This window comes from Peteryoungia algae, assembly GCF_030369675.1.
Classification (GTDB): Bacteria; Pseudomonadota; Alphaproteobacteria; order Rhizobiales; family Rhizobiaceae; genus Allorhizobium; species Allorhizobium algae.
In genome coordinates this window covers 1,812,383-1,839,330 of sequence record NZ_CP128477.1, presented here as the reverse complement: position 1 = coordinate 1,839,330, position 26,948 = coordinate 1,812,383, and the positions used below count along the sequence as shown (strand labels likewise).

27 protein-coding genes and 1 tRNA gene are annotated in these 26,948 nt (G+C 62.3%); 17 read left to right on the top strand and 11 right to left on the bottom strand.

Annotation, left to right across the window (positions count from 1 at the left end):
- Positions 1–34: 34 nt before the first annotated feature.
- The 4 genes from ruvA to ruvC are packed head-to-tail and all read right to left on the bottom strand — an operon-like array spanning position 35 to position 1,897.
- On the bottom strand, positions 35–652 hold the full coding sequence (gene ruvA / locus QTL56_RS09000; RefSeq protein WP_245136168.1) for a Holliday junction branch migration protein RuvA: 618 nt from the start codon (positions 650–652) through the stop codon (positions 35–37).
- Between the two features lie 16 nt (positions 653–668).
- Positions 669–1,088 (bottom strand): type II toxin-antitoxin system VapC family toxin, encoded by a 420-nt coding sequence (locus QTL56_RS08995; RefSeq protein ID WP_245136169.1) that lies wholly within the window; start codon positions 1,086–1,088, stop codon positions 669–671.
- Entirely contained in the window at positions 1,069–1,329 is a 261-nt protein-coding gene (locus QTL56_RS08990) for an AbrB/MazE/SpoVT family DNA-binding domain-containing protein (RefSeq protein WP_245136172.1), read from the bottom strand. Before QTL56_RS08990 ends, QTL56_RS08995 begins: the two co-directional genes overlap by 20 nt.
- Before the next feature lie 55 nt (positions 1,330–1,384).
- The gene (gene ruvC / locus QTL56_RS08985) at positions 1,385–1,897 is read right to left on the bottom strand and encodes a crossover junction endodeoxyribonuclease RuvC (protein WP_245136173.1); all 513 of its coding nucleotides are present in this window, start codon (positions 1,895–1,897) and stop codon (positions 1,385–1,387) included.
- 151 nt (positions 1,898–2,048) lie between these two features.
- On the opposite strand from ruvC, the gene QTL56_RS08980 reads away from it, so the two are divergent.
- The 8 genes from QTL56_RS08980 to QTL56_RS08945 all read left to right on the top strand — a co-directional run bounded on the left by QTL56_RS08980 (position 2,049) and on the right by QTL56_RS08945 (position 13,495).
- Positions 2,049–3,050: an LLM class flavin-dependent oxidoreductase gene (locus tag QTL56_RS08980; protein WP_245136175.1), complete on the top strand. Its 1,002-nt coding sequence runs from the start codon at positions 2,049–2,051 to the stop codon at positions 3,048–3,050.
- Between the two features lie 177 nt (positions 3,051–3,227).
- Positions 3,228–5,507 (top strand): methyl-accepting chemotaxis protein, encoded by a 2,280-nt coding sequence (locus tag QTL56_RS08975; protein ID WP_245136179.1) that lies wholly within the window; start codon positions 3,228–3,230, stop codon positions 5,505–5,507.
- Positions 5,508–5,737: 230 nt separating this feature from the next.
- Complete coding sequence (locus QTL56_RS08970; RefSeq protein WP_245136181.1) at positions 5,738–6,574, top strand: outer membrane protein; 837 nt, start codon at positions 5,738–5,740, stop codon at positions 6,572–6,574.
- Between the two features lie 200 nt (positions 6,575–6,774).
- Entirely contained in the window at positions 6,775–7,953 is a 1,179-nt protein-coding gene (locus QTL56_RS08965; protein ID WP_245136183.1) for a phosphoserine transaminase, read from the top strand.
- Positions 7,954–8,041: 88 nt separating this feature from the next.
- Positions 8,042–9,637, top strand: coding sequence for a phosphoglycerate dehydrogenase (gene serA / locus QTL56_RS08960; RefSeq protein ID WP_245136184.1), 1,596 nt, complete (start codon positions 8,042–8,044; stop codon positions 9,635–9,637).
- Between the two features lie 206 nt (positions 9,638–9,843).
- Entirely contained in the window at positions 9,844–11,256 is a 1,413-nt protein-coding gene (locus QTL56_RS08955; RefSeq protein ID WP_245136186.1) for a cytochrome ubiquinol oxidase subunit I, read from the top strand.
- On the top strand, positions 11,246–12,250 hold the full coding sequence (cydB, locus tag QTL56_RS08950) for a cytochrome d ubiquinol oxidase subunit II (RefSeq protein WP_229574473.1): 1,005 nt from the start codon (positions 11,246–11,248) through the stop codon (positions 12,248–12,250). The genes QTL56_RS08955 and cydB overlap by 11 nt, the downstream gene beginning before the upstream one ends.
- A gap of 240 nt (positions 12,251–12,490) precedes the next feature.
- Complete coding sequence (locus tag QTL56_RS08945) at positions 12,491–13,495, top strand: Tim44 domain-containing protein (protein WP_245136188.1); 1,005 nt, start codon at positions 12,491–12,493, stop codon at positions 13,493–13,495.
- Positions 13,496–13,588: 93 nt separating this feature from the next.
- On the opposite strand, the gene QTL56_RS08940 is transcribed toward QTL56_RS08945, so the two are convergent.
- A complete protein-coding gene (locus QTL56_RS08940; protein ID WP_229574471.1) occupies positions 13,589–14,173 on the bottom strand; it encodes a transglycosylase SLT domain-containing protein in 585 nt (194 codons plus the stop codon).
- Positions 14,174–14,333: 160 nt separating this feature from the next.
- Here QTL56_RS08940 and QTL56_RS08935 point away from each other — a divergent pair, with 160 nt between their 5' ends.
- The 3 genes from QTL56_RS08935 (at position 14,334) to QTL56_RS08925 (ending at position 16,624) form a co-directional block, all read left to right on the top strand.
- A complete protein-coding gene (locus QTL56_RS08935; protein WP_229574470.1) occupies positions 14,334–14,735 on the top strand; it encodes a four-helix bundle copper-binding protein in 402 nt (133 codons plus the stop codon).
- A 125-nt stretch (positions 14,736–14,860) separates the two neighbouring features.
- Complete coding sequence (locus QTL56_RS08930; protein WP_245136190.1) at positions 14,861–15,961, top strand: Gfo/Idh/MocA family protein; 1,101 nt, start codon at positions 14,861–14,863, stop codon at positions 15,959–15,961.
- Between the two features lie 21 nt (positions 15,962–15,982).
- Positions 15,983–16,624 (top strand): ThuA domain-containing protein, encoded by a 642-nt coding sequence (locus tag QTL56_RS08925; RefSeq protein WP_245136192.1) that lies wholly within the window; start codon positions 15,983–15,985, stop codon positions 16,622–16,624.
- Between the two features lie 37 nt (positions 16,625–16,661).
- Here QTL56_RS08925 and QTL56_RS08920 read toward each other — a convergent pair whose 3' ends face one another.
- The 3 genes from QTL56_RS08920 to mnmA form a co-directional block, all read right to left on the bottom strand.
- Entirely contained in the window at positions 16,662–16,946 is a 285-nt protein-coding gene (locus tag QTL56_RS08920) for a hypothetical protein (protein ID WP_245136195.1), read from the bottom strand.
- A 148-nt stretch (positions 16,947–17,094) separates the two neighbouring features.
- Positions 17,095–17,171 (bottom strand) — tRNA-Met (locus tag QTL56_RS08915).
- A 159-nt stretch (positions 17,172–17,330) separates the two neighbouring features.
- Positions 17,331–18,527, bottom strand: a complete 1,197-nt coding sequence (mnmA, locus tag QTL56_RS08910) for a tRNA 2-thiouridine(34) synthase MnmA (protein ID WP_245136197.1) — start codon at positions 18,525–18,527, stop codon at positions 17,331–17,333.
- A 180-nt stretch (positions 18,528–18,707) separates the two neighbouring features.
- Here mnmA and dgcA point away from each other — a divergent pair, with 180 nt between their 5' ends.
- Entirely contained in the window at positions 18,708–19,691 is a 984-nt protein-coding gene (dgcA, locus tag QTL56_RS08905) for an N-acetyl-D-Glu racemase DgcA (RefSeq protein ID WP_245136199.1), read from the top strand.
- A 2-nt stretch (positions 19,692–19,693) separates the two neighbouring features.
- Here the strand turns inward: dgcA and QTL56_RS08900 are convergent, their stop codons facing one another.
- Entirely contained in the window at positions 19,694–20,383 is a 690-nt protein-coding gene (locus tag QTL56_RS08900) for a spermine/spermidine synthase domain-containing protein (RefSeq protein WP_245136201.1), read from the bottom strand.
- A 184-nt stretch (positions 20,384–20,567) separates the two neighbouring features.
- Between QTL56_RS08900 and QTL56_RS08895 the strand changes: the two genes are divergently transcribed.
- The gene (locus QTL56_RS08895; RefSeq protein WP_245136203.1) at positions 20,568–21,338 is read left to right on the top strand and encodes an HpcH/HpaI aldolase family protein; all 771 of its coding nucleotides are present in this window, start codon (positions 20,568–20,570) and stop codon (positions 21,336–21,338) included.
- 34 nt (positions 21,339–21,372) lie between these two features.
- Positions 21,373–22,365 carry an Ldh family oxidoreductase gene (locus QTL56_RS08890; RefSeq protein ID WP_245136204.1) on the top strand — a complete coding sequence of 331 codons (993 nt, stop codon included), beginning with the start codon at positions 21,373–21,375 and terminating at the stop codon, positions 22,363–22,365.
- 24 nt (positions 22,366–22,389) lie between these two features.
- Here the strand turns inward: QTL56_RS08890 and QTL56_RS08885 are convergent, their stop codons facing one another.
- A complete protein-coding gene (locus tag QTL56_RS08885; protein WP_229574460.1) occupies positions 22,390–22,698 on the bottom strand; it encodes a ribbon-helix-helix domain-containing protein in 309 nt (102 codons plus the stop codon).
- A gap of 232 nt (positions 22,699–22,930) precedes the next feature.
- On the opposite strand from QTL56_RS08885, the gene QTL56_RS08880 reads away from it, so the two are divergent.
- From QTL56_RS08880 to QTL56_RS08870, 3 genes are all read left to right on the top strand, one after another.
- Positions 22,931–23,326, top strand: coding sequence for a VOC family protein (locus QTL56_RS08880; protein ID WP_229574459.1), 396 nt, complete (start codon positions 22,931–22,933; stop codon positions 23,324–23,326).
- Positions 23,327–23,449: 123 nt separating this feature from the next.
- Positions 23,450–23,980 carry a twin-arginine translocation signal domain-containing protein gene (locus QTL56_RS08875; RefSeq protein ID WP_229574458.1) on the top strand — a complete coding sequence of 177 codons (531 nt, stop codon included), beginning with the start codon at positions 23,450–23,452 and terminating at the stop codon, positions 23,978–23,980.
- 99 nt (positions 23,981–24,079) lie between these two features.
- Complete coding sequence (locus QTL56_RS08870; RefSeq protein WP_229574457.1) at positions 24,080–25,651, top strand: GMC family oxidoreductase; 1,572 nt, start codon at positions 24,080–24,082, stop codon at positions 25,649–25,651.
- 82 nt (positions 25,652–25,733) lie between these two features.
- Here the strand turns inward: QTL56_RS08870 and QTL56_RS08865 are convergent, their stop codons facing one another.
- Positions 25,734–26,936, bottom strand: coding sequence for a ceramide glucosyltransferase (locus QTL56_RS08865; RefSeq protein WP_245136207.1), 1,203 nt, complete (start codon positions 26,934–26,936; stop codon positions 25,734–25,736).
- Between the last annotated feature and the right edge of the window lie 12 nt (positions 26,937–26,948).

Genomic DNA, 26,948 nt, shown 5'->3' with positions numbered 1-26,948 from the left:
TTCTTATAGCGACATTGCTGCTGCGGAACAGTTCTCACCGCGACAACTCTTTCAGGCCTAGCCGGATCAGCTTGGCGCTGTCGGCTCCTTCGCCGCCGTTCTTCAAGGCCGCTGCCACGGCATTGGCCGCCTGATCGCGGGAATAGCCAAGATTGGTCAGCGCCGAGACTGCGTCGGCGACCGGGGCCGAAGCCACGCCCTCACCAAGTTCCTGCTTCAGGCCGATATTGGCCGAGGCCTCGCCGGCAAAGGCAGGCGCCTTGTTTTTCAATTCGGTGACGAGGCGCAGGGCCACCTTCGGACCGACGCCGGGGGCGCGGGAGATCGCCGCCTTGTCCTGCAGGGCAATTGCATTGGCCAGTTCTGACGGCGTGAGGGTGGAAAGGACGGCCAGCGCCACCCTGGCGCCGACGCCCTGAACGCTTTGCAGGAGGTTGAACCATTCCCGCTCCAGTGCGCTCATGAAGCCGAAGAGCTTCAGCTGGTCTTCGCGCACATAGGTCTCGATGAAGAGAACAACTGCCTCGCCCGCCGAGCCGATCCGGCCGAGGGTGCGCGAGGAGCAGTGGGCGATGTAGCAGACGCCGTGGACATCGACGAGCACATAGTCGTCGCCGATTTCGTCGATGGTGCCTTTGAGTTTGCCGATCATGGGAGCGTCCGTCGCATTACAGGGGGTGGGTTTCGGGGGAGATGATGTCGAGGTCGGGGAAGTAGCTTCGATAGCGCGCAGCATCCCGCGTCAGCAAACGGTGAGACCGGACGGCAGCATGCGCCCCGATCAGGAAGTCCGGGAGGGTGTGTTCCCGCTGGCCGCCGTTCCTTCGATACAGAAGGTGTGCCTTACCCGCGCGGAACGCCACGTCGTAGGAGATCGGCTCCCTCTTCAGATCGAGCCAATCGAGTGCATGGCTGAGTTGCTGCTCGCTCAAGGGGGAGGCGGCAAGCTCTGACCAGATGATCGGGTTTATCACCAGTGGGCCTTCATGGAAGCATCGCTTCATTGCATCTAGCGACCAGGAGCGCGTCTCGCTTCCCGGCCCCAGCACATCGATCAGCGCATGGGTGTCAATGACGGTCGAGGTCATCACGCGGTCCTCGCAGCCAATCAATGTAGTTGTCTGCTGTCATTCCATTCGTGTCGAATGTCCCCTCGACACTCCGCGCCCACGCATCGAAATCCTCGAATGCATCCGTCGCATCGCCATTCTTGACCAGCATGACGCCTTTATCGGCAACAACGAATTCCACATTCGACCCCGGCTTGATGCCCAGTCGATCGCGGATCTCTTTGGGGATTGTGACCTGACCTTTTTCGGTAACGCGCATGGTAATACCTCATAAGTCTTACTTACGGTCGCCATCGGAACAAGTCAAGAACAAATCAGGCGCGGGTCAGCACCTTGCGCATGCGGTCGCCGCCGCGATTGTGGGCGTGGCAGATGGCGATGGCGAGCGCGTCGGCGGCGTCGTTGCCCTTGAATTCGGCCTTGGGCATCAGGATCTTCAGCATCATGTGGATCTGCGCCTTTTCGCCATGACCGACGCCGATGACGGCCTTTTTGACCGCATTGGGAGCGTATTCCGCAACCGGCAGGCCGGCGCGGGCGGGTACCAGCATGGCGATGCCGCGGGCCTGGCCAAGCTTCAGCGTGGCAACCGCATCCTTGTTGACGAAGGTCTGTTCGACGGCGGCTTCGTCCGGCGTGTAGGCATGCACGACCTCGGAGAGCCCGTCATGCAGCTGGCAAAGTCGGGAGGCGAGATCCATGTCGCCGTCGGAGGTCACAGTGCCCGATGCAACGAAACGCAGCGAATTGCCGATCGTCTCGATGACGCCCCAGCCGCAGCGGCGGAGTCCGGGGTCTATGCCGATAATGCGAATCGCGGAAGTCATGAGAAACCCTAATGCAGTCTGGGGCAGATGTGCCAGCGAAATGTGAACAAAACGAAAACAGGCGAAGTGATTGCGATTTGTTGGCTTCCCCTCTTGGGACCACTGCGAGGCCTGACTACATGAAAGGGGTACTCCGAACAGGGCCGTTGTCATGATACCGTTTTCCATACTCGATCTCTCTCCCGTCGCCGACGGACATTCTGTCCGGGAAGCCCTGGACGCCTCGCGCAGCCTGGCTCAGGTGGCGGAAAAGAACGGGTATCGCCGTTTCTGGCTCGCCGAACACCACGGAATGCCGGGCATTGCCAGCGCGGCGACGGCACTGGTCATTTCGCATGTGGCGGCCGGGACGCAGAGCATTCGGGTGGGATCCGGCGGGATCATGCTGCCGAACCACTCGCCGCTGGTCATCGCCGAACAGTTTGGAACGCTGGAGGCGCTTTATCCCGGTCGGGTCGAGCTTGGCCTCGGTCGCGCGCCGGGCACGGACATGCGCACCGCCCGGGCCCTGCGCCGCAACATGGAAGCGGGGGCGGAGAGCTTCCCCCACGACATCCTCGAACTGCAGCGGCTGTTGGGAGCGCCGGATGACGAAGGCGGCCTGATCGCCGTTCCCGGCATGAACAGCCATGTCCCGATCTGGCTGCTCGGCTCCAGCCTCTACAGCGCGCATCTGTCTGCAGCACTGGGCCTGCCTTACGCCTTCGCATCGCATTTCGCCCCCGATCAATTGCTTGATGCTGTCGAAATCTACCGGGAACGCTTTCAGCCCTCGGCCGGCCTGCAGAAGCCTTATGTGATGGTCGGCACGATGGCGGCCATTGCCGAGACGGATCGCGAGGCCGGCCGTCTCTTCACCTCGGCACAGCAGCAGTTCGTCAATCTGCGTCGCGACATCCGCCGCTCGTTCCCGCGGCCTGTCGAGACGATGGAAGGGGTCTGGAGTGAAATCGAGCGCATCGGTGTGGAGCATACGCTGCGCTATGCGATCGTGGGATCGCCCGAGACTGCTGCGGACAAGCTCTCGCGCTTCATCGCGGATGTCAGGCCCGACGAGATCATCGTCTCCACGCCGATCCACGACCTTCAGGCGCGGATCCGTTCTGTCGAGCTCTTTGCGGGCCTTGCTCAGCGGGCTTCCCAGCCCGCATGACAATCCGATGGATTGTGGGTTGATGGAATGTGGGGTTTCGCCCCCGATCTTTTACCGGTGATTAAGCGCTTTGGGTTGATTGTCTCAGTATAAAAATGGGGAAGTCCGTCGAATTCGGTTCGGTGGACTGATCCTGGTGGTGCCGGCCGCTACGTGTCGGCTCAGGGGACAACAATCATGACCGCTCGCATTCATTCGCTTTCCTTCAAACTCATCGCCGTCTTTCTCTTGCTGACGTTCCTCTCCGTCGCGCTTCTCAACATCTTCGCCTATCGGGGTTCCAGCGCGCTTTTCGGAGAGCAGACGGAAAAGGCGATGACCAGCACGCTGACCTTTCGGGGAGACCTCCTGATCGAGAAGCTGGGCTCGCTTCAGAACCAGGCAGCCTCGATTGCCAAGATCGAGACTCTGCAGCAGTCCATGACCGGACTGAAGAGCGGATGGAACACCATCACCAAGAGCAGCGGTGACGCGAAAGCCGAATTGCAGCGTGTGTTTGTTTCCGAAAATCCGCACCCCGTCGGGGAGCGCGAGAAACTGATCAAGCCCGAGGGACCGAGTGGCTTTTACTATTCGACCCATGAAACGACCCAGACGCAGGTCGGCGCCTATTTGGCCGGCACGGCTTTCCTCGACATGCTGATCGCCGACCAGAACGGCAACGTCATCTATTCGTTCCGAAAAGGTCCGGCCTTCGGAGAGAACCTGAAACAAGGGAATTGGGCTGCGACGGGTCTCGGACGCGTTTACCAGCAGTCGGCTGAAGCGGCTGCAAATGCCGTGGACGACGTCGTCGGCGTGAATTTCTCCGGCCTTGCCGTGGGTTCGGATGCCACCGCGCCGGACATCTATTTTGCCGTGCCCCTGGTCAAGCTCGGGGGCTACAAGGGCAGCCTGATGTTTCAGGTCCAGCCCGAGGTTTTCGCCAATCTTCTGTCCAAGGGGATCATTGCCGGCAGCAGTCAGAGGGCGTCGATCCTGTCGGGTTCTGGTGCCGGGATTGCACTCGATGATGCAGGCAAACTTGTCGATGTGCGTGCCGATTTCCCGATTTCGGGTGATGGGGTCGCCGTGCAGTCGAGCCAGCGCCCGGAGGGCCCCGCAGTCGTCTATGGGCGACGGATCACTTTCGCGGGCCAGGATTTCGTCGTGACGGAGAGCCTGACCACGGCCGAATTGGAAGCCGGTTCGCTGAGCATCGCGGCCACGCTGTTCCTGACCGGGCTGGTTGCGCTGGTGGTGCTCGCCGTCGCAACCTGGATCTTCACGCGGCGCCTGTTTGCCCCGCTCGATCGCCTCGTCGCCTTCACCGGTGCCGTCGCGGATGGAGAAATCGAGCAGCCGGTGGAAAATCAGCAGCGGCAGGACGAGATCGGCAGCATGGCCCGGGCGCTGGAACGCTTCCGGCTCGGCCTGATCGAACAGCAACGGCTTTCCGCCGAGCGTCGTGAAGAGCGGGCGCGCGCCGATGAAGAGCGCCGGCAGCGGATGGCGGAACGTGACAGCGAGGCCCGGACCTTGCAGGAGGTCGTCGAAACGCTGGACCACGGGCTGGACAGGCTTGCCGCCGGCGATCTGGCCTTCCGGATCGAGCGCGGTTTCCCAGCGGATCTCGAGGGATTGCGTTCCAATTTCAACAAGGCGATCGAAACCCTGAGCACGACGCTCGGCGGTATCGGTGGCAATTCGGTGGCGGTGCGCGAGGGATCCGAGGAGATGCGGGCAGGGGCAGACCAGCTCGCCGAACGCACGGAGCGCCAGGCCGCAGCCATCTCGCAGGCGGCCTCTGCGATCCAGGAAATCACCGTCGCGGTGCAGACGCAGATTGCCCGCGCCGAGGAGGCGGAACGTATCGCACGTGCCGCCAAGGACGACACGGCGACGTCCGGGCTGATCATGCGTGACACGATCGCCGCCATGGAGGCGATCCAGGGATCCTCGCAGGAAATCAACAAGATCGTCTCCGTCATTGACGAGATCGCCTTCCAGACCAATCTGCTGGCCCTGAATGCCGGGGTGGAGGCTGCGCGTGCAGGCGAGAGCGGCAAGGGCTTTGCCGTGGTCGCTCAGGAAGTGCGCGAACTCGCGCAGCGTTCGTCGAGTGCGGCCAAGGAGATCGCCAACCTGCTTACCAAGTCACGCGGCGAAGTCGATCACGGCGTCAAGCTTGTCGAAAAGGCGGGCAATGCCCTCGATGGCATCGGTTCGCATGTTCTGTCGATCAACAGCCATATCGGCGAGATCATGGAATCCACTCGCGAGGAAGCGCAGACCCTGGTCGACATCAATTCCTCGGTGAACCAGCTGGACGCCATGACCCAGCAGAATGCGGCCATGGTCGAGGAGACGACCGCGGCGATCCACAGGCTGGCAGGCGAGGCTCGTGAAATGGATCAGCAATTGGGGCAGTTCAATCTGGAGACAGTTCGCCCACCGGTTTCCCGTCACGCCGCCTGAGGCGAGACGACCGCAGCGAATAGATGCAAGGCGCGGCTCTTTCGGGAGCCGCGCCTTTCGCTTTTGTTCAGTTCGACACAAGTATCAAGGTAAGCAATTGGATAAGGGTTAGAGTTAAGATCTGTAGTTAATCGCAACTTAACCTTTCCGCTCCATTATTTGTCTCAATTCAGGATGTCTGGCTTGAGACGGCCTGACGCGACAACGCTGGGACTTTGGAGTATCCTGTCATGACCAAAACCATTCTTACCGTGGCAGCGGCTGCGCTGCTCGCCAGCTCGGCCGCCTATGCCGCAGACGTTTATCAGCCCGAGCCGCAGCCGGCTTACATCGACGCGCCGGAAGTTGCCGTCGCCGAAACGTCCGGCTGGTACCTGCGCGGTGACCTCGGTTACAATTTCAACAAACTGCGCGGCGCCAAATTCTTCCAGGGCTCCAATGCCGACGAAGCCAGTTTCACGACCTCGTCGATCAAGGACAGCTTTTGGGTTGGCGCCGGTGTCGGTTACCAGGTCAACAGCCATCTGCGCACCGACCTGACTTTCGACTACATGTTCAAGTCTGACTTCAAGGGCTCGACGACGGGCTCTTGCGGTGTTGCTGTCGCTTGTACCTCTGCAGACGTCGCTGCCTTGAAGGCTTACACACTGATGGCCAACGCCTATGTCGACCTCGGAACCTACGCGTACTTCACGCCTTATGTCGGCGGCGGTATTGGTGGCTCCTATGTGAAGTGGGACAAGCTGCGCAACACGTCATGCGAAACCGGTGATCCATCGAACTGCGATCCCACCGTTGAACATGGCGGCAAGGGCAGCTGGCGTTTCGCCTACCAGCTCATGGCCGGCGCCTCGATCGACGTGACCTGCAACGTCAAGGCTGACCTCGGCTATCGCTTCCGCCACACCATGGGTGGCGATATGTTCGGCTACGCCTCGAATGGCGGCCCAGGCTACGACAAGGGCTTCTACAGCCACAGCGTCCATGCCGGTGCCCGTTATGTCTTCGGTGGTTGCGAAACTCCTGTTGCCTACGAACCGCCAGTCGAACTGCCGGTCTACAAGTAATCTCTCTTCCGAGATTGAGCACAGGGTCGCCTTCGGGCGGCCCTTTTGCGTTCTGCTCTTTCGCTGCCCAGGGCGCGGAGGGAACAAAAATTTGGCATTTCGCGACGCGAGCCGGCTTGACTGACATGCCCGACAAGAGTAGTTCCGACGGCGGGACACCTCTCCCCAACGAGAGGCTAATTACCTGGAAGGGTATCTATATGGCTGATGTGATCGCCCCTGCCGCGCGTCCGGCAAACTCTCATTTTTCGTCTGGCCCATGTTCGAAGCGCCCCGGTTGGTCGCTCGATGCGCTTTCCGATGCCCCGCTCGGTCGTTCGCACCGCGCCAAGGTCGGCAAGGAAAAGCTGAAGCTGGCCATCGACCTTACCCGCGAAATTCTGAACGTGCCCGCTGACTACCGCATCGGCATTGTTCCGGCCTCCGACACCGGTGCCGTCGAAATGGCCATGTGGTCGCTGCTCGGCGAACGTGGCGTCGACATGCTTTCCTGGGAAAGCTTTGGCGCTGGCTGGGTCACCGATGTGGTGAAGCAGCTGAAGCTCGCCGATGTCCGCAAGTTCAATGCCGATTACGGCCTGCTGCCGGATCTCGCCGCTGTCGATTTCGACCGCGACGTCGTCTTCACCTGGAACGGCACGACCTCGGGCGTCCGCGTTCCGAACGCCGACTTCATCCCGGCTGACCGCAAGGGCCTGACCATTTGCGACGCCACTTCCGCGGCTTTCGCGCAGGATCTGGATTTCTCCAAGCTCGATGTCACGACCTTCTCCTGGCAGAAGGTTCTGGGCGGTGAGGGCGGTCACGGCGTGATCATCCTTTCCCCGCGCGCTGTCGAGCGCCTGACGACCTATGTGCCGGCATGGCCTCTGCCGAAAATCTTCCGCATGACCTCGGGCGGCAAGCTGATCGAAGGCATTTTCGTCGGCGAGACGATCAACACGCCCTCGATGCTCTGCGTCGAGGACTATGTCGATGCGCTGAAGTGGGCAAAGTCGCTGGGCGGCCTCAAAGCGCTGATCGCCCGTGCCGATGCGAACGCCAAGGTGATCTTCGACTTTATCGAAAAGAACGACTGGATCGCCAATCTGGCCGTTGATGATGCCACGCGCTCCAACACCTCGGTCTGCGTCAAGATCGTTGATCCCGCAGTGACAGCACTCGACGCGGATGCCCAGGCCGCCTTTGCCAAGGGCATTGCCAGCACGCTTGAAAAGCAGGGTGTTGCCTTCGACATCGGTGCTTACCGCGATGCGCCGGCTGGCCTTCGAATCTGGGCCGGTGCGACGATCGAGACATCAGACATGGAAGCGCTGATGCCCTGGCTTTCCTTCGCCTACGAGACGCAGAAGGCGTCCCTGGCCAAGGCTGCCGCCTGATCCTTGATCAATTCGGCTCCGCCACAGAGGCGGAGCCCCGGAATTCTCATCATCTCATTCAAACGAACTCTCTGAAGGAGGCCTCGTCATGGCACCTCGCGTTCTCGTATCCGACGAACTGTCTGAAACCGCCGTCCAGATCTTCCGTGATCGCGGCGTTGAAGTGGACTTCCAGCCGAAGCTCGGCAAGGACAAGGAAAAGCTCGCCGAAATCATCGGCAACTATGATGGCCTCGCCATCCGTTCCGCCACCAAGGCGACGGAAAAGCTGATCGCCGCTGCGACCAACCTCAAGGTCATCGGTCGCGCCGGCATCGGCGTCGATAATGTCGATATCCCGGCTGCCTCCAAGCGCGGCATCATCGTGATGAACACGCCCTTCGGCAACTCGATTACAACAGCCGAACACGCAATCGCCCTGATGTTTGCCGTTGCCCGCCAGCTGCCGCAGGCCGATGCCTCGACCCAGGCCGGCAAGTGGGAAAAGTCGAAGTTCATGGGTGTCGAGATCACCGGCAAGACGCTGGGCGTGATCGGTGCCGGCAATATCGGCGGCATCGTCTGCAAGAAGGCGATCGGGCTCGGCATGCATGTCATCGCCTATGACCCCTTCCTGTCGACCGAGCGTGCCCAGGAAATGGGCGTCGAAAAGGTCGAGCTGGACGAGCTTCTGCCGCGCGCCGATTTCATCACGCTGCATGTGCCTATGACCGACAAGACCCGCGGCATTCTCGGCAAGGACAACATTGCCAAGACGAAGCCCGGCGTGCGCATCATCAACTGCGCCCGTGGTGGTCTCGTGGATGAGGCAGCCCTTGCCGATGCCATCAAGTCCGGCCATGTCGCCGGTGCCGGTTTCGACGTCTTCGAAGTCGAGCCTGCAACCGAAAGCCCGCTCTTCGGCCTGCCCAACGTCGTCTGCACGCCGCATCTCGGCGCCTCGACCACGGAAGCCCAGGAGAATGTTGCCCTTCAGGTCGCCGAGCAGATGTCGGACTACCTCATCAAGGGTGCCGTCTCGAACGCGATCAACATGCCGTCGATCACCGCCGAGGAAGCGCCGATCCTCAAGCCCTTCATCCGTCTTGCGGACGTGCTCGGCTCCTTTGCCGGCCAGATGACCGAGAACCCGATCAAGGAAATCGAGATCCTCTATGACGGTGTGACCTCCGGCATGAACACCAAGGCGCTGACGTCTGCGCTGCTGGCCGGTCTCATTCGCCCGCAGGTGGCCGACGTCAACATGGTTTCGGCGCCGATCATGATCAAGGAAAAGGGCGTTATCGTCTCGGAAGTGAAGCGCGACAAGACAGGCGTCTACGACGGTTACATCAAGCTCACCGTCACGACCGAGAAGCAGACCCGGTCGATCGCCGGCACCGTCTTCTCCGACGGCAAGCCGCGCTTCATCCAGATCAAGGGCATCAACATGGATGCCGATGTCGGTCAGAACATGATCTACATCTCCAACACCGACGTTCCCGGCATGATCGGCTTCATGGGCACGACGCTCGGCAATGCCAAGGTTAACATCGCGAATTTCCAGCTCGGTCGTGACCAGGAAGGCGGCGACGCGATTGCGCTTCTCTATGTCGACGGCCCGGTGGATCAGTCCGTGCTCGACCAGCTGATTGCCAACCCGGCGGTCAAGCAGGCCAAGCCTTTGGTGTTCAACGTCGACTGACCGACGTTCGATCATGCATCAACAAAGACGGCGCGGGATCAAACCCGCGCCGTCTTTGTTTGTTGCGGGTGGTGGCTCAGTTTCCATAATATATGGAAAACGCTATGCGTTGATGTGACGCATGGCGGCTTGTCGCATTGTTTTTCCGATGCGAGGCTATAATTGATGACCGTCATCTCCGGGAGGAGAGGAGGAAAGGACAGATCATGTTCGAAAACTTCGACGCACAACTCCTGGCACGCATACAGTTTGCCTTTACCGTATCGTTCCACATCATATTCCCCGCCTTTTCCATCGGGCTTGCGAGCTATCTCGCCGTGCTCGAAGGCCTCTATCTCTGGAAAAAGGACAAGGTCTATCTGGAGCTCTTCGACTTCTGGAAGACGATCTTTGCGGTCGCCTTCGGCATGGGGGTCGTCTCCGGCATCGTGATGTCCTACCAGTTCGGCACCAACTGGTCGGTCTTTTCCGACAAGGCGGGACCGGTTATCGGACCACTGATGGGATACGAGGTGCTGACTGCCTTCTTCCTGGAAGCCGGCTTCCTCGGCGTCATGCTCTTCGGGCGCAAGCGAGTCGGGCCGGGTCTGCATTTCTTCGCCACGCTGATGGTTGCCTTCGGCACGCTGATCTCGGCCACCTGGATCCTCTCGGTCAATTCCTGGATGCAGACGCCGGACGGTTTCGCCATGAACGATGTCGGGCAGTTCGTGCCGGTCGACTGGTGGAAGATCGTCTTCAACCCCTCCTTCCCCTATCGCCTGACCCATATGGTCATCGCCGCCTATCTCACCACCGCCTTTGTCGTCGGCGCGGTCGGCGCCTGGCATCTGCTGAAGGGGACGGCGCCACGCCGTGCGGGCGTGATGTTCTCGATGGCGATGTGGATGGCGGCGATTGTTGCCCCCATCCAGATCGCAGCCGGTGATGCGCATGGCTTGAATACGCTGGAGCATCAACCGGTCAAGGTCATGGCCATGGAAGGCCATTTCGACAGCCATCCGGAGGGCGCGCCACTGATCCTCTTCGGTATTCCGAACACGGAAGAGAAACGCATCGACTACGCGATCCAGATCCCGAAGCTTTCGAGCCTCATCCTGAAGCATGATCTCAATGCCCCGCTTGATGGCCTCGACACGATCCCCGACGACAAGGAACCGCCGGTTGCCATCGTCTTCTGGTCCTTCCGCGTCATGGTGGCGATCGGATTCGCCATGCTCGGCGTCGGTCTGTTTTCCTTGTGGTGCCGGTGGAAGGGGACGCTCTACGAGAACCACTGGATGCATCGTGTCGCGCTCGTCATGGGCCCCTCCGGCTTCGTCGCCGTGCTCGCCGGCTGGATCACCACCGAGGTCGGCCGGCAGCCCTATACGGTCTATGGCCACCTCCTGACGGCGGATTCGATCTCGCCGATCGCGGCCCCTGCGGTTGCGGCGTCGCTGATCGCCTTCATCGTGGTCTATTTCATCGTCTTCGGTGCAGGCACCTTCTACATTCTGCGCCTGATGGGCCGCCTGCCGCACGATCCGATGCCGGATCTCGACGATGGCCCGATCCGTTCTTCCGGCATTACGCCGGCGGCGCAGCCCGGTCACCATGGAGGCAAACATGCCCATTGATCTTCCCTTCATCTGGGCCGGCATCATCGCCTTTGCGGTGCTCGCCTATGTCATCCTTGACGGCTTCGATCTCGGGGTCGGGATCCTCTTTCCCTTCTTCCCGGAGAAGCACGAGAAGGATCTGATGATGAACTCGGTGGCGCCCGTCTGGGACGGCAACGAGACCTGGCTGGTGCTCGGCGGGGGAGGGCTGCTCGCCGTCTTTCCGCTCGCCTATGCGACGATCCTGCCCGCGATCTATGCCCCGATCGTTCTCATGTTGCTCGGTCTCATATTCCGCGGCGTCGCCTTCGAATATCGCTGGCGGACAAAAAAGGCCGAGTATCTCTGGAACTGGGCCTTTACCGGTGGCTCTGTCGTCGCGGCCTTCTTCCAGGGGGTGGCGCTCGGCGCGCTGGTCCAGGGCATTCCCGTCGAGAACCGCGCCTATGCGGGGGGCTGGTGGGACTGGCTGACCCCGTTTTCGCTGGCGACCGGCCTGGCGCTGGTCATCGGCTATGCGCTTCTCGGGGCGACATGGCTTGTAATGAAGACCAGTGGCGATCTGGCTGAACGTGCCCGATCCCTGGCGCTTCCCTTGTCCTTTGCCACCGTCGGCGCCATGGGCATCTTCAGCCTGTGGACCCCCTGGCTCGAGCCAATCTATTTTGAGCGGTGGTTCGGCTACCCGACCCTGATCTTCTCGATCATCGTGCCCGCGCTCGTGCTGGGCTGCCTCTACCTGATCGTCACCGGGCTGAAGGCGGGGCACGACGCCAGGCCGTTCCTTGCGGCTCTCGGGCTCTTCGTGCTTGGTTATGCCGGGATCGGGATCAGCTTCTATCCCTACATCGTGCCGTCCTCCGTCACGATCTGGGAGGCGGCAGCGCCGGATGAAAGTCTGGCCTTCCTGCTCTATGGAGCGGTCGTGCTCGTGCCGATGATTCTCGGCTATACGGCCTATGCCTATTGGGTCTTCCGCGGCAAGCTCGATCCGGACGAGGGCTATCACTGATGGACAAGCGCATCATTGCCAGCCGTCTCCTGTGGTTCGTCGGCCTCTGGGCCGGCGGGGTCCTTGCCATTTCGATCATCGGACTGATCATCAAGTTCTGGCTCAATGGCTGATCCCGATCACTTGAAATTCAATGGAAATCGCAGGGCTCACTCTTCAAAAGAGAGTGAGCTCTCTCCATATGGGAGCCAAGCCCTCCATAGGGCATCGGGACTGTTTCGAGGAGGACAGGAAACACGCATGCGGCAATACGCAAAGATTTCAGCGACGCTCGCGCTCGGCATGATGGTCACACTGATGGCCGTCGATTTCGCCGAAGCGCGTCGCGCTTCAGGCGGCTTCGGCAGCCGTGGCACGCGCACCTTCAATCAGCCTGCGATCACGCGCACGGCGCCGACGCCATCCGCTCCGATCGAGCGGACGATGACCCCACGCACCAATGCGACACAGCCCGGTGCTGCCCAGTCGACGGCGGCCAACCAGGCAGCACGTCCGGGTGGCCTGTTCGGCGGCCTTGCCGGCGGTCTGATGGGCGGTCTGCTTCTCGGCGGGTTGTTCGGCATGCTGATGGGAACGGGTTTCGGCGGCGGCTTCGGCTTCCTCGGCCTTCTCCTGCAGGGCCTGCTGATCTTCTTCCTGATCCGCTTTGCCATGCGCATGTTCGCCAATCGCCAGCCTGAAGCGTCCGGCGCCGGCAATGCGCCGGGCTTCGGTGGCTTTGGCGGCATGTCACGCGACAATCAGAGCGGCGACCAGCCGCGTCCGAGCTTCCAGATCCCGAAGATCGGTGGCGGTGCCGCCGCCAGCGCTTCTGCCGCCCGTTCGGGTAAGGCCGATGAACTCGGTATTACGCCTGGCGATCTGGAGCGCTTCGAGGAATTGCTGCAGGAGATGCAGCGGGCCTATGCGGAGGAAGATTACGGCGCGCTGCGCCGGATCACGACGCCTGAAGCCATGTCCTATCTCGCCGAGGAATTGAGCGAGAACGCGACGAAGGGCGTCCGGAACACGGTGCGCGACGTCCGTCTGGTTCAAGGCGACGTGGCGGAAAGCTGGGCCGAGGACAAGATGGAGTATGCCACCGTTGCCATGCGCTACGAAGCGATCGACTATGTCGTCGACCGTCAGACGGGTGCAGTCGTCGAGGGTGATCCGAACACGCCGGCGGAGTCGGTCGAGCTCTGGACCTTTGCCCGTCGTCCATCCACCCTGTGGCAGATTTCGGCGATCCAGAGCGCCAACTGATCCTTACGCTATTGAATGAAAAAGCCTCCCCATCGGTCACGGTGGGGAGGCTTTTTGCATTTTAGCGTGCAGACCTGATCGACCCCGGCACCCTTAGCCCGGGCACTGCTGCAATTGCTTGGCGTAGGTATAGGTGATGTCGGTGAAGCGCTTTGCACCGCGCAGAGCCTCGGGGCGCTTGTTGTAGGCGCCGCGCAGATAGCCGGTGTGGCCGGAGTGATAGGCGAGGTAGAGCTTGTAGGGGTCGTTGAGCGGGATGTTGACCTTTGTCGCGCTCTCGCGGTGGTACCAGCCGATGAAACGGATGGCGTCGGCGAAGTCGGTGCGGCGGGCACCCCAGCGACCGGTTTCCTTCTGGTAGCGTTCCCAGGTGCCATCAAGCGCCTGCGAATAGCCGTATGCCGAAGACGCACGCTTGCCCGGAATGAAGCCGAGGATCATCTTGCGCGGGGGCTTGGCGTTGTGGCGGAAACTCGATTCCGTATAGATCGTCGCCATCAGGATCGGGACCGGGACCCCGTATTCGCGCTCGGTGGCAACGGCGGCGCGGCGCCAGTTGTTGAACAGCCCGTCGCGCTGCTCGAAGATCGCGCAGGCATTGCGGGTCTGGGATGGCGGCTTGGCACAGGCCGACAGCGTCAGCATGACGCCGAGGGCGGATATGAGAGCGGTACGCATGACAAAACCTCGCTACAGGCCTGCCATTCTATTCATTAAAATTTAACGAAAGGTTTTCCCTTTGGCCCCTGATCTCGCCTCCCCCGATCCGGGGTGTGGAACACTGCGCGCCCGCCCGGGTTCCCCTTCCATGACCGAAAACAGACAGGAGACGAGACCCATGTCCATCCGAGCCATGATCGAAACCCACCCCTCGATGAATGGGGAGGCAAATGATGCGCTGATCGCCTGCATCGATGCCTGCTTCGAGTGTGCGCAGACGTGCATCTCCTGCGCGGATGCCTGCCTTGCAGAAGACATGGTGGCCGATCTGCGCCAGTGCGTCCGGTTGAATGAGGACTGTGCCGATATCTGCCTTGCCACCGGACGGGCCGCCATCCGCCGCACGGGGCGCAATGCGCAGGTGCTGCAGGGGCTCGTTGAAGCCTGCGCGCGCGCCTGTGCGGCCTGCGCCGAGGAATGCGGCCGCCATGCCGAGATGCATGCCCATTGCCGGATCTGTGCGGAGGCCTGCCGGGCCTGCGAAGATGCCTGTCGACAGACGGTCAATCCAATACAATGAGGCGTTGACCTCCGTCGCATTTGCACCCAGTCTGCCGGCCGATCTTCGGGCAACGAGGAGGGACGAACACGTCCTTGCCCGTCGATCGCAGGTGGACCCCGGTCCGGGAGTGAGGATTCCAAGGCATGCAGCACGTCGGCGTCGGCATCATCGGATGCGGCAATATTTCAGGCGCCTATCTCAAGGCGCTCCAGCATTTTCCTATTCTCAAGGTTTGCGGCATTGCCGATCTGAACAGCGATCTCGCCGCAAGCCGGGCCGCGGAATTCGGCGTGCCCGCGCGCACCATCGATGAGCTTCATGCCGATCCCGACATTGCCATCATCGTCAACCTGACGATCCCCAAGGCGCATGTCGATGTGGGTCTGAAGGCGCTTGCCGCCGGCAAACATGTCTATTCGGAGAAACCGCTCGGCGTCACTTTTGCCGAGGGCAAGCGGCTCGTCGAGACAGCAAAGTCGCTCAATCTCAGGGTCGGCTCGGCGCCCGATACCTTTCTCGGCGGCGCGCATCAGACGGCACGCGGGCTGATTGACCAGGGCGTGATCGGGCAGCCGATTGGTGGGACGGCTTTCTTCATGTGCCCCGGCCATGAGCGATGGCATCCCAATCCGGATTTCTACTACGAGGCGGGTGGCGGGCCGATGCTCGACATGGGGCCGTACTACATCACCGATCTCGTCAATCTCTTCGGCCCGGTCGCGAAGGTCGCGGGCTTTGCCACCAAGGTGCGGGACATCAGGAAGATCGGCAGCGAGCCGCGCCGGGGCGAGACGATCCCGGTGCATGTGCCGACCCATGTCGCGGGGCTCATGTCCTTTGCGAATGGGGCTGTGGTGCAGATCTCCATGAGCTTCGATGTCGCCGCCCACGGGCACAAGCCGCTCGAAGTCTATGGCACCGATGGCACGCTGATCGTGCCGGATCCCAATCATTTCGGCGGCGATGTCTTCGTCCTGCCGCTGACCGGCGAGGCGCAAGGCAAGCCGGTAACGCTGCCCTACTCCGATGGGAATTGGCGCTCGCTCGGCGTCGCCGACATGGCGCATGCCATTCTGTCGAACCGGCCGCATCGGGCGAATGGCGATCTGGCGCTGCATGTGCTTGAGGTCATGGAGGCCTTCCAGACGGCCTCGGACCGGGGCGAGACGGTCGCCATCACCACCAGCGTTGAGCGGCCGGCGCCGCTTGAACAGTCGCTCATCGATGGCCTGATCGGCCGCTAAAGACAAAACAGGGAATTTCACATGCGTCAGGTTCTGATTTGCTGGGGCGGCTGGGATGGACACGAGCCCGAACAATGCGCCGCCGTCGTCTCCGACATGCTGCAAGCGGAGGGCTTTTCCGTTCGCGTCGAAGCGGGCACGGAGGCCTTTGCCGACCCTGATATCCGCGACTACAGCCTCATCGTGCCGATGCTGACGATGACCAGAATCGAGAAGCCCGAAATCGAGAACCTGGAGCTCGCCATCCGCGGCGGCGTCGGGCTCGGCGGCTTCCACGGCCAGGCAGGCGACAGCTTTCGCGACTGCGTGCAGTATCAATACATGATCGGCGGCCAGTGGGTCGCCCATCCCGGCAATATCTATGATTACACGGTCAATATCGTGAAGCCCGAGGACCCGCTCGTCTCCGGCATCGGCGATTTCCCCTATCGCTCCGAGCAGTATTACATGCATGTCGACCCCAACAACGAGGTCCTGGCAACAACCACCTTTACCGGCGAGCATGATGCCTGGATCGACGGGCATGTGATGCCGGTCGTCTGGAAGCGTCGCCACGGGCAGGGCCGGGTGTTCTATTCCTCGCTCGGCCACCAGGCGGCGGAGTTCGAGGTGCCGCAGATGCGGGAGATCGTGCGGCGGGGGTTGGTTTGGGCGGCGCGGTGAGGGCGGCCTAGCCGACCAGCCAGGAACGCACTGCCGTCTAGTTGTTCAGGATGACAATCACGGCCGTTGCAATCGACAGCATGGCAGCGGCCTTGCCCATGGTGGGCAGGCTGTTCACGCGGCCTTTCAACTCGCCGAATTCGATCGCGGACGGGGCTGCGCGCAGCATGCCCTTGATCTCGGCTGTGTCCTGCAGGACCCGCTTCATGTCGTCTTCGAAAGCTTTGACGCGCTGTTCCATGGCATCAAATGTGCCACCCCCATCACTGTCTTTCAAGGCGGCTGCCATCGGAACGCGGCGCTTCGGCGTATTGTTGGCCATGTCATATCATCCAATCGCGTTTCAACAACGACTGGTGCAATCCTTGCGGGAAATGGGTTGGGCGTCAAGAATCGCAAACGATGAACGGCGCGGCAATGCTGCGCCGATTCAATGAACCGTCTCAAGCATTTGGAAACTGAGGAGATTTTGGTAGCGGGAGGCGGACTTGAACCGCCGACCTTGGGGTTATGAATCCCACGCTCTAACCACCTGAGCTATCCCGCCACACATTCGGAAACCTGATGGGCCGTGGCGGCCCGTCCGAAGCGATGGGCGGCTTATAAGGCGAGGCTCCGATCAAAGTCAAGCGCGGTTTGGCCAAAAACAGCGTGGCTTTCCACTGGCTTGGGAGAAGTCCTCCGTTGCGGCCCGAATGCCTTGGCCTCAGGCGGCGACGGGGCTGGCGAGAAGCGCCTTCAGCGAGGCTTCCGCGGCGCCGGAGCGTTCCGAGCGCTCGATGAAGCCGCCGCCATAGACGCGCGCGTCGGCGCCGGTTGCCGAATAGAGCACGCAGGCCTGGCCGGGGGCGACGCCGGCTTCTCCGATTTCGAGATCGACATAGATGCCGCGGTCGTCGGCATGCAGGACTGCCGGTGTCGGCGGGCGGGTGGAGCGGACCTTGGCGAAGCAGGCGAGGCCTTCGGCCGCGTCTTCGGCCAGCGTGCGGTCGCCGAGCCAGTTGATATCGCGCAGATAGACGCGGTGGGTTTCCAGCGCTTCCTTCGGGCCGACGATGACGCGGCGCGAGCGGGCGTCGAGATAGATGACGTAGAGCGGCTCACCGGTAGCGACGCCCAGGCCTTTCCGCTGGCCGATCGTGTAATGCAGGATGCCTTCGTGGTTGCCGAGTACGCGACCGTCGAGATGCACGATGTCACCGGCAAGTGCTGCATTCGGCTTCAGCTTGTTGATCACGTCGGCATATTTGCCCTGGGGCACGAAACAGATGTCCTGGCTGTCGGCCTTCTGGGCGACGACGAGGCCCATGTCTTCGGCGAGCACACGGGTTTCCGCCTTCGACATGGCGCCGAGCGGGAAGCGCAGATAGTCGATCTGCTCCTGCGTGGTGGCAAAGAGGAAATAGCTCTGGTCGCGCTCCGAATCGATCGGCCGGAAGAGGGCGCGGTGACCGGGATCATTGGCGAGCGGCACGGATTTCGAGCGGATGTAATGGCCGGTCGCGAGTGCGTCGGCGCCGAGTTCCTTTGCGGTCGCGAGCAGATCGGCGAACTTGACCGTCTGGTTGCAGGCAACGCAGGGGATCGGCGTTTCGCCGGCAACATAGCTTTCCATGAACGGGTTGATGACCGTGTCGCGGAAGCGCTGTTCGTAGTCGAGCACGTAGTGTGGAATGCCGAGCGTTTCGCAGACGCGGCGGGCATCGTCGATGTCCTGGCCGGCGCAGCAGGAGCCGGCGCGGTGGACGGCGGCGCCATGGTCGTAGAGCTGCAGCGTGATGCCGAGGACGTCATAACCCTCGCGCTTCAGGATGCCGGCGACGACGGAGGAATCCACGCCGCCCGACATGGCGACGACAACGCGCGTATCTTCCGGTCTCTTGTCAAAATCCAGCGTGTTCACGGGCTTCGTCTCTGTGCTTCATGCGACCGTTTATCCCGCCCATTGCGGGGATCTGGCTTCAGGCCTTGCGGGCGTATTCGCGCGCTGCCGGTACCGGTCCTTTAGTTGACGGATATAGAAAGGATTGCTTCTTCGTGCAAGAGCAGCGATTCGCGGGGTGACCCGCAAGGAGGACCCAGCATGCCCGTCCAGATGACCGTCACCCGTGAGAGCTTTCCGATATCAGGCAGCTTCACGATCTCGCGCGGCTCGAAGACCGAGGCGAAGGTGGTCACGGTCCGGCTGACGGATGGCGTTCATGTGGGGCAGGGCGAATGCGTGCCCTATGCGCGTTACGGCGAGACGGTAGAGAGTGTCGTCGCGCAGCTCACAGCACTCGTGTCGGATGTGGCCGCAGGTCTCGACCGGTCGGGGTTGCAGAGCAGGCTTACGCCCGGGGCGGCGCGCAATGCGCTCGACTGCGCCTTCTGGGATCTGGAGGCGAAGCAAGCGGGGCTGCCGGTCTGGCAACTTGCAAAGTTACAAGAGCCGAAGCCGCTGTCGGTGACCTACACGCTGTCGCTCGGCACGCCAGACAGCATGCAGGCGGCGGCAAAGAAGGAGGCGCACCGACCGCTGCTGAAGGTCAAGCTGGGCGGCGAGGGTGATGTCGAGCGCATCCGGGCCGTCAGGACGGGTGCACCGAACTCCGCCATCATCGTCGACGCCAACGAGGGCTGGAGCATCGATCAATACAAGGCGCTGGCGCCGGTCTTTCTCGATCTCGGGGTGATGCTCGTGGAGCAGCCATTCCCGGCCGGCGATGACGGGGCCCTGCGCGGCCTCGAACGCATCCTGCCGGTCTGTGCCGACGAGAGCTGTCACGACACGGCGTCGCTTGGCGGCCTGAAGGGCAAGTATGATGCGGTGAACATCAAGCTCGACAAGACGGGCGGGCTGACCGAGGCGCTTCTGATGCGCGATGCGGCGGTCGAGGCCGGTTTCGAGATCATGGTCGGCTGCATGGTCGGCACCTCGCTTGCCATGGCCCCGGCCTTCCTGATCGGGCAGGGGGCCGCCTTTGTCGACCTCGACGGACCGCTGCTTCTGGCGCGGGATCGCGAGCCGGCCATTGCCTATGACGGCGCGATCATGCCGCTGCCGCCGCGCGGACTTTGGGGCTGACGTCAGCCCTTCTGAGCCAGGGGCCCGTTCGTCGCCATCCAGATCATGTGCTTCTTGCCGCGACCGGTTTTTCCGGCGCGGACCGGAATCTCTTCTGCGCCATAGCCGCAGTCCTTCAAGCGGCGTGTGAAGTGTTGATCGGGACCCTGTGACCAGACCCCCAACACGCCCCCTCGGGTAAGCGCGTCCCTGGATTTGCGTAGCCCATCATGGGAATAGAGGCCGTCGTTCGCCTCCCGTGTGAGGCCATCAGGGCCATTGTCGACATCGAGCAGGATGGCGTCGAACTGGCCCTTTGATTTCGAAATCAAGGCGCCCACGTCCCCTACATGGACAGTCACGCGCGGGTCATCGAGGCTGCCGGCATGGATCTCGGCCATAGGTCCGCGCGCCCAGTCGACGACGGCGGGCACGAGTTCGGCGACGGTGACCTTGGCAACCTCAGGCAGGACGTCGAGAGCGGCGCGCAGCGTGAAGCCCATGCCGAGGCCGCCGATCAGGATATGCGGGCGCTTATGGTTGGAGATCCGCTCGAAAGCCAGGGTGGCGAGCGCCTCCTCCGAGCCGCTGAGGCGGCTGTTCATCAGCTCGTTGGTGCCGAGCATGATGGAGAATTCCGATCCCCGGCTCTTTAGGCGCAATTCGCCGCCTCCGGGTATCTTGGCCGTATCGAGCTGGATCCAGGGAAGCATGGGTCAATTCCTGCCGTGATGATCGGCTGCCCCTATCACGGAGCGCCGTCCGGCTTCAACTCCGCTTGCAATTGTCGTCCGTACCGAAGCCGCTCGATTGGCCCTTGCGGTTCCCGTCAGCCGAGGCGCATCTTGCGCATCGAACACGCCGCGCCCAATCACCTTCCGCAGCAGGAGAATGCCCATGCCCGCCCCCAAGAATGCCTTCAAGGCCGCCCTGCGCGAGACGGACGACATCCTTGTCGGGTTCTGGGTGGCGCTGGCGAGCCCGCATGTCGCTGAAGTCTGCGCGGGTGCGGGTTTCGACTGGATCCTGATCGACGGTGAGCATGGACCCAATGACATTCCGCTGATGGCCGCCCAGCTGGCGGCCGTTGCCCGCCATCCGGCCCATCCGGTCGTGCGTCTGCCGGTCGGCGAGACCTGGCTGATCAAGCAGGCGCTGGATATCGGCGCACAGACGGTGATGATCCCGATGGTCGAGACAAGGCAAGAGGCCGAGCGATTGGCCAAGGCGTTCCGGTATCCGCCCGAGGGCGTCAGAGGCATGGGCGCGAGCCTCGGCCGTGCCTCGGATTTCGGCCGAATCAGCGATTACGCCGAGACAGCCAATGCCGAGGTCTGCCTCATCGCGCAAATCGAGAGCCGGCTCGGGGTCGAAAATGCCGATGCGATCATTGCCACGTCGGGTGTGGATGCGATCCTCGTCGGCCCCGCAGATCTGGCGGCCGACATGGGCCATCGTGGCAATCCCACGCATCCGGAGGTCATGCAGGCGGTCGAAACCGTGATCGGCAAGGCCGTCGCTGCAGGCAAACCGGCCGGCATCATGTCCGGCGATCCCGCCATGCTCTCCATGGCGCGCAAGGCCGGCATCCGTTTCCTCGCCTCCTCGACCGATGTCAGTCTCCTGGCCGCGGCGGCCGCCAATCTCGCAGCGTCGATGCGCGGCTGATCCTGCTTTCCCGCCACATGTCCATGGATCTTCAATGAAACTCAAACTTGCAGAAGCCGAGATGCTGATCGTCGGCGCCCTTGCCCGTTGCGGCGTCAATGATGCCAATGCCCGCTCCGTCGCTCGCGCACTGGTGGCCGCCGAAGCCGCCGGGCAGGGTGGTCATGGTCTGCGCCGGGTCGAGGCCTATAGCGCCCAGGCGCGGGCCGGCAAGGTCGATGGCGGGGCAGAGCCCCGGGCCCAGCGCCCGAGGCCGGGTGTGCTGACCATCGATGCAATGAACGGATATGCCTATCCGGCGCTCGATCTTGCGGTCGAGATGCTGCCCGCCATCGCGCGCGAGCAGGGCATTGCGATCGCCACCATTCACCGCTCGCACCATGCCGGGGTCATGGGCCTGACGGTCGCGCGCTTTGCCGAGCAAGGTCTGGCGGCGATGATGTTTGCCAATGCGCCGGCCTCCATGGCGCCCTGGGGCGGCAACAAGGCGCTTTACGGCACGAACCCCATCGCCTTTGCCGTGCCGATCGAGAATGGCGATCCTGTTATTGTCGATCTGGCGCTTTCGAAAGTGGCGCGCGGCAAGATCATGGCGGCACGACAGAAGGGCGAGGCTATTCCCGACGATTGGGCCTTCGATGCCGATGGTCAACCGACGACGGATGCGAACCTTGCGATGGACGGCTTCATGGCGCCCCTCGGGGGCGCGAAGGGGGCTGCCCTCGCGATGATGGTCGAGATCCTCTCGGCCGGCCTCACCGGCGCCAACTATGCCTTCGAGGCATCTTCGCTGTTCGACGACCGGGGGCCGCCGGTGGCGCTTGGCCAGACGATCATCGCCATCGATCCGGTGGCGACGGGTGGCCCCGGCGTGTTGTCGCGACTGGCTTTGCTGGCCGAGGAGATCGGTGCGCAGGAGGGGACGCGCATTCCCGGGCGGCGCGGGCAGGATCTGTCCCGGAGCGCCGCGGTCGCGGGCATCACGATCGAGGACGAGGTCGTCGCGGCCATCCAGGCGATTGCCTGAGCGTGCCGCGTTTCCCTGCTCAGATCACTCGGCGGCGATGATGTGGAATTCCTGCGGGGCACCCGGGTTCTGCGCCTTGCTCATCAGGTAGATGAGACAGCTCGTTCTCAGGAGCGAGGCGAAGTTCGACACTGCGCCATTGATCTCAAGGGCTTCGTCGTAGAGCGTCGACAGGAAGCGGGATGTCGAGAAATTCTGGCTGGCTGCGATCTCGTCGATCAGCACCCAGAAGGCGGCTTCGAGCTGGATGCTGGTGGAATGGCCACCGATGCGGACCGAGCGGTTGACGGCGCGGTAGCGGGACGGGTCCTGTCCTGCGAAGACTTCACACATGGCATGCTCCTCCCTGGTATCCGTTTTTTCGGTCTGCAGTCTTTTGAGCATTATGTTGCGCGCCGCTGCTGTGGTCAATTTCCGTCTTTTCTAAACTGCCTCGCCCGGGTGCGAAGAATGGACACATCTGTCGGCGAAAAAATTCGGCTGCGGTAATGGGCTGCTACCAGCCTTCCGGCAAATCGCGACATCCTCTTTCCATGACAGCTGTCAGCATGCGAGGAGCAGCCCATTGGCGAAAATGATCCATTCGATGATCCGCGTCTTGGAGGAGGAGCGCTCGCTTTCCTTCTACACTCAGGCCTTCGGCCTCGAGATCGCGGAGCGTCTCGACTTTGAAACCTTCACGCTCATCTATCTCAGCAATTCGGAAAGCGAGTTCGAGCTGGAGCTCACGGTCAACAAGGGCCGCGAGGAGGCCTATGAGCTCGGCAATGGCTACGGCCATCTGGCGTTGAGCGTTTCCGATCTCGATGCCGAGCACAAGCGCCTGACGGATCTGGGATTGAACCCGAACAAGATCGTCGAGTTCAACCGGGACGGGGCGCTGCTCGCTCGCTTCTTTTTCATCACGGATCCAGACGGCTACAAGATCGAGGTCTTGCAGCGGCACGGACGGTACAAGTGATCGTGAGGCCGGGGGAAGAGGAGCCCTCGGCCTCATTTTCCAGCAGCCGGCGGGCGCGGGATCGCGCCTTCCAAGGGTGACGGTGCAACGCCGTCGCGCATCATCTCATGGGAGGAGAATGACGTGGTTACGATACTCGACAAGAGCGGGGGCATGTCCCGTCGCCAGCTTCTGAAGACGGGTGCGGCCGGTGCCGTGCTGATGGTCACGGGCACGGCGGTCATCTGTCCCGACCAGGCCTGGGGCCTGGAAGCAACGGCTTTGAAGCCGGACACGCTCGCGACGCTGATCAAGATGGCGCGCGACATCTATCCGCATGACCAGCTTGCCGACCGTTTCTATGCCGCGGCCGTCAAGGGCCAGGACACGATGGCCGGCAAGGACGAGAAGCACAAGATGCTGATCGAAGAGGGCATTGCCGATCTCGACAGCAGAGCCGGTGCCGGTGGTTATCGCGGCCTCGGCTGGGAAGACGATCGTGTCGCCATCCTGCGCGACATCGAGACGACACCCTTCTTCCAGGCGGTGCGAGGCGACCTCGTGGTCAGCCTCTATAACCAGAAGGAGATCTGGCCGATCTTCGGCTACGAAGGCGAGTCCTATTCCAAGGGCGGCTATATCGAGCGCGGATTCGACGACATCACCTGGCTCTGAGCTAGCCCCAGGACACGCATTCATCGTCGCCGGAAGGAGGCCCATCGCGGATGGGAACGGCGGCGCTTACCCCAATGACCGATTTCCCGGGAGGAAAACATGGCAGCGCCCTATGATCTCAACGACGACAGCGTGGTCGTCATCATCGGTTCCGGTGCAGGCGGCGGCACGCTTGCCAACGAGCTTGCCCAGAAGGGCATCGATGTGGTCGTGCTCGAGGCCGGCGCCCGCATCGAATACGAGGATTTCATCAATGACGAATGGGAAAGCTTTTCCCAGCTCGCCTGGCTGGACAACCGCACCACCGGTGGTGGCTGGCGGGTTTCGAAGGACTTTCCCAATCTGCCGGCCTGGATCGTCAAAGCCGTCGGCGGCACGACCACCCACTGGGCGGGGGCCTCGCTCCGCTTTCAGGAGCATGAATTCAAGACGCTGACGAATTACGGCAAGGTGGAAGGCGCCAATCTGCTCGACTGGCCGATCACGCTGGCCGACCTCGAGCCCTATTATGCCAAGGCCGAAGACAAGATGGGAGTGACCCGCACCAACGGTATCGAGGGGCTGCCGGGCAACAACAACTTCAAGATCCTGAAGGCCGGTGCCGACAAGCTTGGCTACAAGGAGTGTCACACCGGCAATATGGCGATCAACTCGGCTGATCGCGACGACCGGATGAGCTGCCAGCAGACCGGCTTCTGCTTCCAGGGCTGCAAGTGGGGCGCCAAATGGTCGACGCTCTACACCGAAATCCCGAAGGGGGAGGCCACGGGCAAGCTGGAAGTCCGGCCGAATTCGCACGTCGTCAAGATCGAGCATGATGACAGCGGCAAGGTGACGGCGGTCGTCTATGCCGACAAGGATGGCAATCTGCAGAGCCAGAAGGCCCGGATCATCTGCGTCGCCGGCAATTCGATCGAAAGCCCGCGCCTGCTGCTCAACTCCGCATCGTCCAGGTTCCCCGATGGTCTGGCCAACTCGTCGGGGCAGGTGGGGAAGAACTACATGCGCCACACGACCGGCTCGGTCTATGCAGTTTTCGAAAAGCCGGTGCATTTCTACCGCGGCACGACCATGGCCGGCATCGTCCGTGACGAGGCCCGGCACGATCCGTCGCGCGGCTTCGTCGGCGGCTATGAGCTGGAGACGCTGGCGCTCGGCATCCCCTTCATGGCAGCCTTCCTCGATCCGGGCGGCTGGGGCCGGTCGTTCGCGTCCGCCATGGACCAGTATGCCAATATGGCGGGTCTGTGGATCGTCGGCGAGGACATGCCGCAGGAACAGAATGCGGTAAAGCTGCATGGCGAGCTGAAGGACAAATACGGCATGCCCATCCCTGATGTCTGGTTCACGGACCATCCGAACGACGAGGCCATGCGCAACCATGCCTACAAACAGGGTGTGGCAATCTATGAAGCCGTTGGCGCAACCCGTGCCTTCCCGACGCCGCCCTATCCGTCGACCCATAATCTCGGCACCAACCGCATGAGCGAGAAGGCTGAGGATGGCGTCGTCAACAAGTGGGGCCAGAGCCACGACATCAGCAACCTTTTCGTCTCCGATGGTAGCCAGTTCACCACCGGGGCAGCCGAGAATCCGACCCTGACGATCGTCTCTCTTGCGATCCGTCAGGCGGATTACATCGCCGAACAGATGGGCCAAGGCAGCATCTGACCGGCAAAGACTACCTCCCTGCTGCGGGCAGCGATCGTGACGTGCGGTCCTGCCCGCTTTTTTGTCTGTCCGATAGGGGTAGTCAGTGGCTGCGGGCGGTGACGAGCGCGCGGGCTTTCTCGCGGGCCTTGTCCCTGGTGCGGGCTACGGCCTTTCGGAGGCGTGCGCTGCGGGTATTGTCATTGTCGGCGACCGTCATGGCATTGCCGCGCCATTCGAAACCGCTGCCGAACCAGGCGGTGACGAAGAGGGCTGGCAACAGGAGGTCGCGGGTCAGCATGGCCGGCAGGATGCGCCACTCGCTGGGCCAGCCATAGGTACGGGCGAGCAGGAGCTCGCCGGCATACCAGGCGGCGAGGTAAACGAGTGGAGCTGCGGCAGGCAGGGTGCCGGTTGCGGCCAGTGCGATGACGGCTGCTGTCGGCAGGGCGCCGCCGATGAGGATTTCCGGCAAGAAATAGACCGGGAAGGAGGCGCGGCGCAGGCGCGCCCAGCGCAGCTGGCGCTTCCAGACGGCTCCAATGTCGCGCCTTCCGAGCGGTTGCGGGAAGGGCTGGTGCACGAGGCGGACCTTGAGGCCGACACTGCGGATCAGGATCGTCGCGGCGGCGTCTTCGGCCACCTCTTCGCCGAGCCGCTCGAAACCGCCGAGATGCGAGATCAGTTGGCGGCTGAACAGCATCGACTTGCCCTGGGCGAAGCCGAAGCCCGCGGCATCGGCAAAAAGCTGCCAGCGTGCCTGGAAACTGTCGAGCCAGGCGCTTTCAAGACGGGCGCCAAAATTCTCCGGCTCGGTGCCGGCCGGTGGCGAGCAGACGAGGCCCGTCTCGCTGTCCCAACGCGCCATCATTCGCTCGATGGTGTCCGACGGCATCAGGACATTGCTGTCGGTCATGACGATCCAGTCATGGCGAGCGGTGCGCCAACCCTTGACCACGTTGTTCAGCTTCGGATTGGCGCTGAACAGGTCTTCGCCGACCAGCAGGCGCGCTGCAATATGCGGGTGCTCTGCAATCAGCCGGCGGGCGAGGGATGCTGCGGGGTCATCGGCCCTGGAGACACAGAAGAGAATTTCATAGACGGGCCAGTCAAGTTCGAAGGTTGAGGCGAGGCAGCGTTCGAGATTGTTTTCCAGGCCGCAGATCGGACGGATCAGGGTGACCGGCGGGCGGGCCGAGGGACGGTGTTCGCGCTCCCGGTGGCGCAGTTTGACCGCAATGACGAGGGCGATGCTTGCCAGCTGGGCGAATAGTGCGAGCGCGGCGAACCAGATCAATAGTGTCATGGCGAGTCTCCG